General features: G+C 72.8%; 9 protein-coding genes. 6 read left to right on the top strand and 3 right to left on the bottom strand.

Translation table 11 applies throughout. The features are described from left to right. Positions 1-22 precede the first annotated feature (22 nt). Entirely contained in the window at positions 23-2,203 is a 2,181-nt protein-coding gene (gene malQ, locus ACFWGN_RS04075) for a 4-alpha-glucanotransferase (RefSeq protein WP_377615803.1), read from the top strand. 162 nt (positions 2,204-2,365) lie between these two features. Here malQ and pepN read toward each other — a convergent pair whose 3' ends face one another. Beyond that, positions 2,366-4,927 carry an aminopeptidase N gene (pepN, locus tag ACFWGN_RS04070; protein ID WP_377615802.1) on the bottom strand — a complete coding sequence of 854 codons (2,562 nt, stop codon included), beginning with the start codon at positions 4,925-4,927 and terminating at the stop codon, positions 2,366-2,368. A 203-nt stretch (positions 4,928-5,130) separates the two neighbouring features. Here pepN and ACFWGN_RS04065 point away from each other — a divergent pair, with 203 nt between their 5' ends. The 3 genes from ACFWGN_RS04065 to ACFWGN_RS04055 all read left to right on the top strand — a co-directional run bounded on the left by ACFWGN_RS04065 (position 5,131) and on the right by ACFWGN_RS04055 (position 7,786). Further along, positions 5,131-5,778 (top strand): DsbA family protein, encoded by a 648-nt coding sequence (locus ACFWGN_RS04065; protein WP_377616075.1) that lies wholly within the window; start codon positions 5,131-5,133, stop codon positions 5,776-5,778. Positions 5,779-5,881: 103 nt separating this feature from the next. Beyond that, positions 5,882-6,352, top strand: a complete 471-nt coding sequence (locus ACFWGN_RS04060) for a pyridoxamine 5'-phosphate oxidase family protein (RefSeq protein WP_377615801.1) — start codon at positions 5,882-5,884, stop codon at positions 6,350-6,352. Positions 6,353-6,511: 159 nt separating this feature from the next. After that, entirely contained in the window at positions 6,512-7,786 is a 1,275-nt protein-coding gene (locus ACFWGN_RS04055; protein ID WP_377615800.1) for a hypothetical protein, read from the top strand. Positions 7,787-7,930: 144 nt separating this feature from the next. On the opposite strand, the gene ACFWGN_RS04050 is transcribed toward ACFWGN_RS04055, so the two are convergent. Beyond that, positions 7,931-9,976, bottom strand: coding sequence for a M13 family metallopeptidase (locus ACFWGN_RS04050; protein ID WP_377615799.1), 2,046 nt, complete (start codon positions 9,974-9,976; stop codon positions 7,931-7,933). Positions 9,977-10,036: 60 nt separating this feature from the next. On the opposite strand from ACFWGN_RS04050, the gene ACFWGN_RS04045 reads away from it, so the two are divergent. Together ACFWGN_RS04045 and ACFWGN_RS04040 are read left to right on the top strand one after the other, a co-directional pair. Next, complete coding sequence (locus tag ACFWGN_RS04045) at positions 10,037-10,495, top strand: ribose-5-phosphate isomerase (protein ID WP_377615798.1); 459 nt, start codon at positions 10,037-10,039, stop codon at positions 10,493-10,495. Positions 10,496-10,540: 45 nt separating this feature from the next. Beyond that, a complete protein-coding gene (locus ACFWGN_RS04040) occupies positions 10,541-11,578 on the top strand; it encodes an Fpg/Nei family DNA glycosylase (RefSeq protein WP_377615797.1) in 1,038 nt (345 codons plus the stop codon). A 94-nt stretch (positions 11,579-11,672) separates the two neighbouring features. Here ACFWGN_RS04040 and eis read toward each other — a convergent pair whose 3' ends face one another. Continuing rightward, positions 11,673-13,013, bottom strand: a complete 1,341-nt coding sequence (gene eis, locus ACFWGN_RS04035) for an enhanced intracellular survival protein Eis (RefSeq protein ID WP_377615796.1) — start codon at positions 13,011-13,013, stop codon at positions 11,673-11,675. Between the last annotated feature and the right edge of the window lie 222 nt (positions 13,014-13,235).

Here is a 13,235-nt window from a genome sequence, read left to right as displayed (position 1 = left end):
CGCCCTCTGGCAGGATCGCCTCGTGAGCGCTCTCCAACCTGTCACGGCCGACGTGCCCGAACCGCTGGTCCAGCTGGCCGCGGTCCACGGAGTGGCGCCCGACTTCTGGGGGTTCGACGGGGAACATCGCCCCGTGAGCGCACAGACGCTCGTCGCGGTGCTCGAAGCGCTCGGGGTGCCCGCCTCGTCCCCCGAGAAGGTCGCCGTGAGCCTCGAGCACTCCGAGGACGACACGTGGCGCCAGATGCTGCCGCCCACGCTCGTCGTCCGACAGGGCGTCGGTGCACGCTTCCCCGTGCACGTCACGGACGGCTCCCAGGTCGAGGTGTGGGTCGAGCTCGAGCCCCCCGAGGCGCCGGGCTACCGGTCGACGGCCCCCGCGGTGCGCGAGCGTCGCGACCTGCCGCAGGTCGACGACTACGTCGAGCCCCGCACGGTCGACGGGCGGGCCGTGGGCCGGGCGACCTTCGCCGTCCCCGAGGACCTGCCCCTGGGGTGGCACGAGATCCACGCGACGAGCGACGGGACGCAGGCGCGCGCGACGCTCGTCGTGACGCCGCAGCGCCTCGAGCTCCCCGACCCCCTGCGCTCGGGAGGGCGCGCCTGGGGACTCATGGCGCAGCTCTACTCGGTGCGCTCGCGCGCCTCGTGGGGGGTCGGGGACCTGGCGGACCTCGCAGACCTCGCCTGGCTCGGCGCGCACCGGGCCGGTGCGGACTTCGTGCTCGTGAACCCGCTGGCCGCGGCCGAGCCACGGACCCCCATGACGCCCTCGCCCTACCTGCCCACGAGCAGGCGCTTCGTCAACCCGCTGTACATCCGCGTCGAGGACGTGCGGGAGACCGGGTACCTCACGGCGGCCGACAGGTCGCTCGTCGAGTGGGCCTTCGACCCCGTCCGTGACCTCAGCGCGGATCCCGGGCCGATCGACCGCGACGTCGCGTGGGAGGCCAAGAAGGCCGCGCTCGAGGTCGTGTTCGCCGCGCCGCGCTCGACCGCGCGCCAGGCGGCTCTCGACGCGTTCCGCAGCGAGCAGGGCAAGGGGCTCGAGGACTTCGCGACCTGGTGCGCGCTCGCGGACCACTTCGGCGACCAGGACTGGCCTCCGTACGCGCTCGACCCGTCCTCTCCCGGGGTCGCGGCGCTGCGTGAGCAGCTCGACGACCAGGTCGACTTCTACTGCTGGCTCCAGTGGGTGGCGGACGAGCAGCTCGAGGTCGCGCAGCGCACGGCACGCGAGGCCGGGATGTCGATCGGCGTCATGCACGACCTCGCGGTGGGCGTGCACCCGCACGGCGCGGACGCGTGGGCGCACCGCGACGTGCTCGCCGGCGGCGTGACCGTCGGGGCGCCACCGGACATGTACAACCAGCAGGGGCAGAACTGGTCGCAGCCGCCGTGGCATCCGCAGGCTCTCGCCCGGGCGGGCTATGCCCCGTACCGCGACCTGCTGCGCACCGTGCTGCGGCACGCGGGCGCGATCCGGGTCGACCACATCATCGGGCTGTTCCGGCTCTGGTGGATCCCGGGAGCCGCACGCGCCGACGCGGGAGCCTACGTCCGCTACGACCACGAGGCGCTCATCGGGATCCTGTGCCTCGAGGCGCAGCGTGCCGGGGCGGTCGTGATCGGCGAGGACCTCGGGGTGTTCGAGCCCTGGGTCCGCGACTACCTGACCGAGCGCGGCATCCTCGGCACGTCCGTCCTGTGGTTCGAGAAGGGGGAGGGTGGTCGCCCCCTGCCCCCCGAGGACTACCGTCGGCTCGCGCTCGCCACGATCACCACGCACGACCTTCCGCCCACCGCCGGATACCTCGCGGGAGAGCACGTGGACCTGCGCGAGCGGCTGGGCCTGCTGACCGAGCCCGCCTACGTGGTCCGACGCGAGGCGCGCGAGGAGCGGGACACGATGGTCGCGCTGCTCGTCGAGCGCGGGCTCGTCGGTGAGGACCCGTCGGAGCGAGAGCTCGTCGAGGCGCTGCACGTGCTGATCACGCAGTCTCCCGCGGTGCTCCTCGGTGTCTCGCTCGCCGACGCGGTGGGGGAGCGGCGCACCCAGAACCAGCCGGGCACCGACCAGGAGTACCCCAACTGGAAGGTGCCGCTGGGCGACCCGTCCGGCAACGTGGTGCTGCTCGAGGACCTGTTCGACAACGCTCGGCTGCTCTCGCTCGCGAAGGTCATGCGCGAGGCGCTGTCCTGATCCTGCTGCCGAGGTAGTGGTCCGTCGTCGAGGGAGAGGGTTCCGGCCCTCTCCCTCGACGCTGCCCTGCTACTACCTCGCGCACGCACGGGAACGACCGACGCCGGGGTGGAGGGAACCTTCCCCTCCACCCCGGCGTCGGTCGTCAGCGGTGGGTCAGCCTCAGACGTCCGCGGCCTGCGCCGCGAGCGCCCGCTCGACGCCTGCGAGGTTCTCGACGACCAGACGACGCAACGCGGGGGCGGCGTCGGCGTGGGAGTCGAGCCAGGCCTGCGTCGCGTCGCGCAGCTCGGCGTTCGCGAGCGGCGCGGGGTAGAGCCCCACGACGAGCGTCTCGGCGATGTGGTAGCTCCGCTCGGCCCACAGCGTGGTCAGCGAGGCGAAGTACTTCTCGACGAGCGGGGCCAGGACGGCCGGGTCGTTGACGTGCTGGAAGCCCTGCGTCGTGGCGCGCACGATCGCGTTGGGTGCCTCGTCCGAGTCCACGAGCGACGCGAACGCGGCGAGCTTGGCCGCCGTCGTCGGGGCCGTCGCGGTCGCACGGGCCGCCGACTGCTGGCCCGTGGCGGTGTGGTCCTGGGCGAGTGCGGCGTCGACCTCGGCCTGGTCCGCACGGCCCAGGAGGACGAGGCCCTCGAGGATCTCCCAGCGCAGGTCGGTGTCGATCTCGAGGCCCTCGAGCGTCACGGTCCCGTCGAGCAGCCCGCGCAGCGCGTCGGCGTGAGCCGGGGTCGAGGCGAGGTGCGCGAAGAACTTCACGAACTGGAACTGCGCGTCGGTGCCGGCCTGTGCCGACTGGGCGAGGCGCCACAGCTCGTCGCCCACGACCGCGAGCGTCGCGGCCTGCTTGCCGGGCGTCACGTACGACTTCGCGGCCAGCGCGAGCTGGTTGAGCGTCGTGCGGATCGTCGTGGACTCGGTCTCGCGGGCGATGTTGCCGAGGACCAGGCGCACGTACTCGCCCGCTGGGGTCTCGCCGTCGCGCGTCGCGTCCCAGACCGAGCCCCACACGAGCGAGCGCGCGAGCGGGTCCGTGATGTCCGCGAGGTGCTCGATCGCGACCTCGAGCGAGGACTCGTCGAGACGGATCTTGGCGTACGCCAGGTCGTCGTCGTTGAGCAGCACGAGCTGCGGACGGTCGAGGCCCGCGAGCTCGGGGACCTCGGTGCGGACGCCGTCGACGTCGATCTCGACGCGGTGCTCGCGCACGAGGTTGCCGCCGACCACGTTGTAGAAACCGATCGCGAGGCGGTGCGGGCGGATCGTCGGGTAGTCGGCCGGGGCCTCCTGGAGCACCGCGAACGACACGATGCGGTGGTGCGCGTCGAGCTCGATCTCGGGGCGCAGGGTGTTGACGCCCGCGGTCTCGAGCCACAGCTTCGACCACGAGCCGAGCTCGCGCCCGCTCGTGGCCTCGAGCTCGGTGAGCAGGTCGCTCAGCTCGGTGTTCTTGTACTCGTGCTTCTTGAAGTACTGGGCCACGCCGGCCATGAACGCGTCGATGCCGACCCAGGCGACGAGCTGCTTGAGGACCGAGCCGCCCTTGGCGTACGTGATGCCGTCGAAGTTGACCTGCACGTCCTCGAGGTCGTTGATCGTCGCGACGATCGGGTGCGTCGAGGGGAGCTGGTCCTGGCGGTACGCCCAGGACTTCTCCATGGCCGCGAACGTCGTCCAGGCCTCGTGCCACTCGGTCGCCTCGGCGGTCGCGAGCGTGGAGGCCCACTCCGCGAAGGACTCGTTGAGCCACAGGTCGTTCCACCACTTCATGGTGACCAGGTCGCCGAACCACATGTGCGCGAGCTCGTGCAGGATCGTCACGACGCGACGCTCCTTGATCGCGTCGGTCACCTTGGAGCGGAAGACGTAGGTCTCGGTGAACGTCACGGCGCCCGCGTTCTCCATGGCCCCGGCGTTGAACTCGGGCACGAAGAGCTGGTCGTACTTGGCGAACGGGTACGGGTAGTCGAACTTCTCCTCGAAGAACGCAAAGCCCTGGCGGGTCTTCTCGAAGATGTAGTCGGCGTCCAGGTGCGGCGCGAGGGACTTGCGCGCGAACACGCCGAGCGGGATCACGCGCCCGTCCGACGAGGTCAGCTCGGAGCGCTCGACCACGTAAGGGCCAGCCACGATCGCGGTGATGTAGGTCGAGATGACCTGCGTGGGCTCGAACGCCCACGTCGAGGCGTCGACCGTGGAGTCGGTCGCGTGCGTCGCGGGGACGGGCTCGGGCGTGGGGGAGTTCGACACGACCTGCCAGGCGGACGGCGCGGTGACCGTGAACTGGAACGTGGCCTTGAGGTCGGGCTGCTCGAACGCGGCGAACACGCGGCGCGAGTCGGGGACCTCGAACTGGCTGTACAGGTAGACCTCGCCGTCGACCGGGTCGACGAAGCGGTGCAGGCCCTCGCCCGAGTTGGTGTACGCGGCGTCCGCGACGACGCGGAGCTCGTTCTCGGCGGCGAGGCCCGTCAGCTGGATGCGGGAGTCCGCGAAGACCTGGGCGACGTCGAGAGCCTCACCGTTGAGGGTGATCTCGTGGACCGTCGGTGCGATCAGGTCGATGAAGGTGCTCGCCCCGGGGGTCGCGGCGAACCGCACCACCGTGGTCGAGCCGAACGTCGTGGGTCCGGTCGTGAGGTCGAGCGCGACCTCGTAGGAACGGACGGTGACGACACCAGCGCGCTCGGCGGCTTCGGCGCGGGTGAGGTTCTCTCCGGGCACAACATCTCCTCAGTACGGATCGGGCTGGCCGGTAGGCCACGACGATTCTCCCACGCGGCGACCTGCCGGTCGCGGACTTTGCGAGGACGTCCTGGCCTGCAGGAATGTGTGCGGGGTCCGTGACGTTGAGCACTCCGGGAGCGGGTCCGTCCTGCCTCCACCCGACCTTCGAACCACCGAGGAGACCTGACCACGTGACTGCTGTGACGACGTCGGACATCGCTGACGACCTGCGCGAGACCGACGCCCCCGTGCGTACCGCCGACTTCTGGTTCGACCCGCTCTGCCCCTGGGCCTGGATGACGAGCCGGTGGATGGACGAGGTCTCCAAGGTCCGCGACGTGAGCGTGCGCTGGCACGTCATGAGCCTGTCGGTCCTCAACGAGGGCCGCGAGCTGCCGGAGAAGTACCAGGACCTCATGGAGCGCGGCTGGGGCCCGGTCCGGGTCGTGATCGCGGCGCAGCAGGAGCACGGCGACGACGTCGTCAAGCCGCTCTACGACGCGATCGGCACGCGCCTGCACCCGGGCGGGCGCAGCGACTTCGACGCCGTGATCGCCGAGTCGCTCGCCGAGGTCGGCCTGCCCGCCTCGCTCGCCGAGCACGCGACGAGCGACCGCTATGACGCAGAGCTGCGCGCCTCGCACGCCGAGGGCATCTCGCGGGTGGGCGAGGACGTGGGGACGCCCGTGGTCGCTTTCGGCGACGTCGCGTTCTTCGGTCCGGTCGTCACGCCCGCGCCCAAGGGCGAGGACGCGGGGCGGCTGTGGGACGGGTGCGTCCTGGTCGCCTCGACGCCCGGCTTCTTCGAGCTCAAGCGCACGCGCACGCAGGGCCCGGTCTTCGACTGACGGGCACGCACGCCCGACGGCGCGTCCCCGGCCCGGCCGGAGGCGCGCCGTCGTCGTCCTGGACCGGCCCGACGGTCGACGGCCGACGTGGAAGGATCGCGGCATGGCCTCCTGGAAGCAGTTCGTCGACGACGCCCCCGATCTTGCCCGGCGGGTGCGCGCCCGTTTCGAGGCGACCGCGCAGCACGTCCTCGCGACCCGGACGCTCACCGGGTCGCCGCGGGTCAGCGGCACCGAGGTCGGTTTCGCCGGGGACGAGGCGTGGATCGGCTCGGCGTCGCGCTCGGGCAAGTCGATGGACCTGCGCCTCGACCCGCGGTTCGTGCTGCACTCGAACCCGGGCGACGGCACGATGACCAGCGGGGACGTGAAGATCGACGGGACCGCCCGTGGTTCCTCGGCCGACGACGCGCGCCGGTGCGGACCCGCGGGGACGGCGGAGCCGGGTGAGCCGTTCCGGCTCTTCTGGATCGACCTGTCGCGCGTCGTGCTGACGACCGTGGACGGCGAGAAGATCCGGACCGAGACCTGGCGCCCGGGAGCGGGAGTGCAGGTCGACGAGCGGGCGCGCTGACCTGGTCTCGAGGGAGCCGGTGCCTCGGGGCACCGACCTCACACGGGGTGCATAGCGGACTCATCGGACAGGGTCGCGGTTCGACCGACGCAGGATCGTCGTGCCATGCTGCGTACTTCTGCCCCGAAACTGCGGGGTCCCGTCCTCTGAGGAGCTGTGATGTCCGGCAACGCCCCCGTGCCTCCGCCGCCCCCGCACTCCGAGCCTGCCCAGCGGCCGCCGGCCTTCCAGCCGGGGGCGCAGCAGCCCGCGACGTACCCGACCCCTCCTTCGCCCGACCAGCAGGCGACGGCCTACCAGCCGGTCCAGCCCGCGCAACCGTCGTACGGCGACGGCCAGGCGACCGCGTACCAGGCGCCCGTACCTCCGGCGCAGCAGCGACCGGCCTATCAGCAGCCGCCGGCCCAGCCGGGCTACGGTCAGGACCAGCAGGCCACGGCCTACCAGCCGGCCCAGCCGGGCTACGGTCAGGACCAGCAGGCGACGGCCTACCAGCCGGCCCAGCCCGCGTACCAGCCGCCGGCCTACCAGCAGCCGCCGGCCCAGCCGGCCTACGGTCAGGACCAGCAGGCCACGGCCTACCAGCCGGCTCAGCCCGCCGCTCCCGTGGCTCAGCCCGTCCACGAGCAGCAGCCTGCGTACCAGCCGCCGCCGCCCGCGTTCGCGCCGGGCTCGGGCCAGGCCGCCCAGCAGGCGGCTGCCCAGCAGCCCGTCTACCAGGGCCAGGCCACCTATCCGCCGCAGGCCGCTCCTCAGCAGCCGGTCTACGCACCACAGCCGGCCGCGCAGCCCTACCAGCCCGCGTACGCCGAGCAGGCGCAGACGGGTGGGGGCGCGCAGCCCCCGGTGCGGCCGAGCGGCCCGGCGAAGGGCAGCGGGTCCGGCGGCGACCGCCGGCTCAGCCCGGGCTGGATCGCGTTCATCGTCGTCGACGTCATCCTCGTCGCGATCGTCATCGCCTTCGCGATCAGCCTCGCGGGCGGCGGCAAGGACGCGGAGTCGCCCGACGGTCAGGGCACGGTCGCGGAGGCCCCGGCGGCGACTCCCGACGCGCCCGCCGAGGCGGAGGACGCCCCGGTCGCGATCTCGGGCGAGACCGTCACGACACCCAGCAAGAACATCACCTGCACGATCGGTGACCAGGGCATCTCGTGCGGCATCGCGGAGCTCGCCTCGCAGCCCGCGCCGGTCGAGGGGTGCAAGGGCACCACGGGCTACATGGTGACGCTCACCGCGGACGGTGTCGACATCCCGTGCGTCCCGGCCGCGGACCAGCCGCAGAAGGCCGGCGACGACGTGGCCGTGCTCGAGTACGACCAGACCAAGACGGTCGGGACCTACACGTGCACGAGCTCCAAGACCGGCATGCGCTGCACGGACAGCGAGACCGGCAAGGGGTTCAACATGGCCAAGGCCGGGCTCTCGTCCTTCTGACGTCGTCCCGCCCGGGTGCGTGACGCACCCGGGCGAGCGACGCCGTCGGGCAGGTCGGCCTGCCCGACCGATCACCTGGCGCGCGACCGCGGACGGCCGCTGCCCCGGCCCCACGGGGACCGGAGCAGCGGGCGTCCGGGCCCGTCACCAGATGCGGACGCGCTCCTCCGGGGCGAGGTACAGCGCGTCGGACTCCGTCACGCCGTACGCCTCGTAGAACTCGTCCAGGTTGCGCACCACGCCGTTGCAGCGGAACTCGTTGGGGGAGTGCGGGTCCGTCGCGAGACGACGCACGACCTCCTCGTCCCGGCCCTTCGACTGCCACACCTGGGCCCAGCCGAGGAACACGCGCTCGATGCCCGTGAGGCCGTCGATCACCGGGGCCTCGGACAACGGGCGGCCCAGTGCGATGCGGTAGGCCTTGAGCGCGATCGACAGCCCGCCCAGGTCGCCGATGTTCTCGCCGATCGTCAGCGCGCCGTTGACGTGCGGGCCGTCAGCGGGCAGCTGGACCGGGCGGAACTCGTCGTACTGCGCGATGAGCGCCTTGGTGCGGATCTCGAACTCGGCCCGGTCCTCGGGCGTCCACCAGTCCTCGAGGCGGCCGTCGCCGTCGTACTTGGATCCCTGGTCGTCGAACCCGTGGCCGATCTCGTGACCGATCACGGCCCCGATCCCGCCGTAGTTGACCGCGTCCTCGGCCTCGGGGTCGAAGAACGGCGGCTGGAGGATCGCGGCCGGGAACACGATCTCGTTCATGCCAGGGTTGTAGTACGCGTTGACCGTCTGGGGCGTCATGAACCACTCGTCGCGGTCGAGCGGCTTGCCGATCTTGCCCAGCTCGCGGTCCTGGTCGAACGCGTTGGACCGGCGGACGTTGCCCACCAGGTCGTCGGCCTCGACCACGAGGGCCGAGTAGTCGCGCCACTTGACGGGGTACCCGATCTTGGGCGTGAAGGCCTCGAGCTTCGCGAGCGCCTTGACCTTGGTCTCCTCGGTCATCCAGTCGAGCCCCAGGATCGACTCGCGGTACGCCGCGACGAGGTAGGCGACGAGCTCCTCCATGCGGGCCTTGTGGGCCGGCGGGAAGTGCCGCTCGACGTACACGGCACCCACGGCCTCGCCCAGCGCGCCCTCGACGAGCGAGACGCCGCGCTTCCAGCGCTCGCGGACCTCCTGCGCCCCCGAGAGCGTGCGGCCGTAGAAGTCGAAGTTCGCCTCGACCAGCTCGTCCGTGAGGTACGGCGCGCGTGCCGAGACCAGGTGGTAGACGGCCCACAGCTTCCAGTCCTCGAGCGGCACCGACTGCCACAGCTCGGCGAACCCGGTCGCGAAGCCCGGCTCGCGGACCACGAGGCGGTCGAGCGACCCCTCGGGCGCACCCAGGGCCAGGACCCACGCGTGCCAGTCGAAGCCCGGCGCGGACTCGGCGAGCGCGCCCAGCGTCATGGGGTTGTAGGTGAGGTCGGCGTCGCGGTCGCGCACCACGTCCCAGTGGTGGGCCGCGAGCTGGGTCTCGAGCGCGAGCACGCGCTCGGCGGCCTCCTCGGGGGACGCGCCCCACGTGTCCACCGTGACGCCCGCGAGGGTCAGCATGCGTGCGACGTGGGGGACGTACTTGGCACGCACGTCCGCGTACTGGTCCTCGCGGTAGTACGCCTCGTCGGGCAGACCCAGGCCGCCCTGGTAGAGGTACGCGACGTACTTCTCGGGGTCCTTGGCGTCGTTGTCGACCCAGAACCCGAACGCGCCGGCACCGCCCGTGCGCTGGAGCGCGCCGAGCGCGCCCGTCAGCTCGGCCTGGGTCGTCGCGGCCGCGAGCAGCGCGAGGTCCGGGGCGAGCGGGGTGACGCCGCGCGCCTCGATCGTGCCGGTGTCCATGAAGCTCGCGAAGAGCGCGCCGATCTGGGCCTGGACGCCCGTGGCGTCACCGGCCTCGACCGCGGCCGCGGCGTCCTTGATGATCTCGCGGACGTGCTCCTCGGCCTGGTCGTGCAGCGCGCGGAACGAGCCGTCCATCGAGCGGTCGGCGGGGATCTCGTGGGACTCGATCCACCTGCCGTTGACGTGCCGGTACAGGTCGTCCTGCGGGCGGACGGCCGGGTCGATCGCGGACAGGTCGATACCGGAGGTCGGGGCGCCGGTGGTGCCCGCCGTCTGGCCCTCGACGTGTGGTGAGGTCTGTGTCATGCGTCTCAGGTTATGCGAGCGCGAACGCATCCGGGGGCAGGATCGGGGATGATGGGGGCCATGCGCGTTCACATTGCAGCGGACCACGCGGGGTACGAGCTCAAGGCTCACCTCGTCACGCACCTCAAGAGCTCGGGCCACGACGTCGTGGACCACGGCGCCCACGAGTACGACGCCCTCGACGACTACCCGTCGTTCTGCATCGCGGCCGGCGAGGCCGTCGTCGCGGAGCCCGGGAGCCTCGGCGTCGTGATCGGCGGCTCGGGCAACGGCGAGCAGATCGCCGCCAACAAGGTCGACGGCGTGCGCGCCGCCCTGGCCTGGAACCTCGACACCGCGAAGCTGGCCCGCCAGCACAACGACGCCAACGTCATCTCGGTCGGCGGGCGCCAGCACACGGTCGAGGAGGCCGCGTCGTTCATCGACGCGTTCCTCGCCGAGCCGTTCAGCGGTGACGCACGCCACCAGCGTCGCATCGACCAGCTGGCCGCGTACGAGGCCTCGCGCCACCAGGCGTGAGGTCGGGCCTGACCACGCTCCGCGTGCGGGTCGGCGGGGTGCCCCGTGCCTGAGGGGCACACCGTCCACCGCCTCGCGCGGACGTTCGCCGAGCTCTTCGCGGGGCAGGTCCTGGCCGTCTCGAGCCCGCAGGGGCGCTTCACGGCCGGGGCCGCGCTGCTCGACGGGTCCCGCCTGGTCGCCTCGCGGGCCTGGGGCAAGCAGCTCTTCCTGGGCTTCGCCGACGCTTCGGCGCGCCCGGAGCCGGGCGGTGCGCCCAGCGTCCCGCCCGACGACGACCTGCGCTGGCTCCGCGTCCACCTGGGGCTCTACGGGGCCTGGACGTTCGCGGGCGACGGGAGCTCCGCCGTCGTGCACGCGATCGGTGCGCCCCGCAAGCGCATCGGCGAGCGCGACTCGATCCCCGCCGGGCCCCTCGAGCCCCTCGCCCCGCAGGGCGAGGAAGCGTGGACGCCTCCTGCGCCGCGCGGGGCCGTGCGCGTGCGGCTGGTCGGGGCCCACGCGGTCGCGGACCTGACCGGACCCACGGCGTGCGAAGTGGTGTCCGCGGACGAGGTGCGCGCGGTCGAGGCGCGCCTGGGGCCGGACCCGATCCGCGACGACCCCGCTCCGGCCGGCGGCCCCGACCGCTTCGTGGCGGCCGTGCGCCGCTCGCGCACGAGCGTCGGGCAGCTCCTCATGAACCAGGACGTCATCGCGGGAGTGGGCAACATCTACCGCGCCGAGGTGCTCTTCCGTGCGGGCCTGGACCCGCTCACGGCGGGCAGGGACGTGCCCGCGGAGACGCTGCGGGGTGTCTGGGACGACCTGGTCGTCCTCATGCGCGACGGCGCGGCGACGGGCGCGATCGTCACCACGCGCCCGCAGGACCGCCTGCCCGACGACGGCGCGCACCCGGGAGCGCCCGCTCGCACCGGGACGGTGCGGCAGAACACCGACGGCTCGGCGGGCTCGGTGCCCGCTGACCAGGCGTTCTACGTCTACCACCGCGACGGCCTGCCGTGCCGCGTGTGCGGGACGCCCGTGCTCATGAAGGAGCTCGCGGCGCGCAAGCTCTACTGGTGCCCGACGTGCCAGCGGTGACGGAGGACGAGGCCGACCGACCGTCGAGTGCATGATCGTGCTGCGACACGCCCGGTGAGTCGCAGCCGAATCACGCACTCGACGCGGGTCGCGGTCAGAACACCCAGCTCGACACGGGCGCCACGGGCCACCCGAACGCTGCGCTCGCTGCTGCCAGGGCACCGGGCCGGTGCTCGGTGACGAGCCCGGCTGTCGCGAGCGAGACGAGCGAGACGCCGCCCAGGAACGCCGAGCCCAGCTCGCGCACGTCGAGCGAGACGTCGGCGGGGTCGTCGGTGCGCTCGCACGTCGCCTCGCCGAACGCCGTGGCGCGCAGTCGCCAGTGGCCCGCGTTGCCCGGGACCCGCTCGTCGCTCACGTGCAGGACGACGTCGACGTCCCCCGCGTACCGCCGTCCGGCGAGGGCCACGGGGACGTCGAGCACACGGACCCACAGGTTGTCGGCCACCCGCCCCGCGGCTGCCCGCGGGTTGACCAGGAGGTGGGTGATGGCGTCGTCGACCGGGATCATGAACGGCTCGATCTCGCTCGTGAGGTCGAGGTCCGTCAGGACGCCCCACAGTGCTCGGGCGGCAGCCGCGTCGAGCGCGACGACCTCACCCGTGCTGACGGTGCCGCGCGGACCCGTGGTCTCCCACGCGAGCTTGCGGCGGAAGGTCGCGTAGCCGCGTGGCTCCCCGTCGCGCTCGACCACGACGATGCGCTCGGACTCGCGGCCACGGCGGAACACGGCCGGGTCCGACCACCAGGACTCCTGCAGCTCGGGCGTCTCGCGCGTGACCCAGCCTGGCCGGTTGATCCCCGTGCCGTGACCGCCCGGGTCGGCTCCGGCCGCGCGGTGCAGGGTGTCGACGAGCTCTCCGTGCCGGGCGCGGTCGGCCTTCTCGATGCGGACCGTGTGCTCGTCGGCGCCCGGGACGTCGCGCAGGGCTGCGCCCCGGGGGATGGTCAGGCGCAGGTCCTGCGCGGCCTGGCCGTAGCCGAACCGCCCGTAGATCGGGGCCTCGGCAGCGAAGAGCGCCGAGACGGGCTCGCCCGCGGCCCGGGCCTCCTCGAAGTGGAGGTCGATCATGGCGCTGAGGATGCCCCGGCGCCGGTGCTGCGGGTGCACGCCCACCCAGGTCAGGCCGCTCACGGGCAGCGTCCCGCCCGGCACGGGGAACTGGGAGAACGGGTACGAGGAATGCATGGCCGCGAGCTCGCTCACGGTCGGGACGGCGCCGTCGAGCGGGACGGCGTCGGCGTCCTGGTGCTCGCTCACCACGCCGAACGTCCGCGACCAGGTCAGGGGCAGCGGGAGCCCGACCTGCTCGTCGAGGTCGACCTCGGACGGGAAAGCCCACGTGTCCACGTCGAGGAGGGCGCGCTTGTCGGCCTCGGTGAGCGGGGCGAAGCGGTAGCCGGCGGGCAGGGGGCGTGGGGAGGGGGCGGTCATGCCCTCATCATCACGGTGCGGCGGGGGAGCGTGCCCGGGGAAATGTCGGGGGAGTCGTCAGGGGAGCGACAGGGGGCGGGGTGCGAGTCGGCGTCGTCGAGACGGGGGTCGAGAAGTGGGGGGGTGGGGGGGCCAGGGGGCGCGGCGGGGGCCGCCCGACCCAACACCGCGGCCGGGGGGGGGGCCCCGGACGGCGCCAGCGCCCCCCAGAAAAACACCGCG

The sequence above is a fragment of the Oerskovia sp. NPDC060338 genome (assembly GCF_042726295.1).
Taxonomy (GTDB): Bacteria; Actinomycetota; Actinomycetes; order Actinomycetales; family Cellulomonadaceae; genus Oerskovia; species Oerskovia merdavium.
The sequence above is the reverse complement of the archived record's forward strand: the minus strand, read 5'-3'. Positions and strand labels throughout refer to the sequence as shown.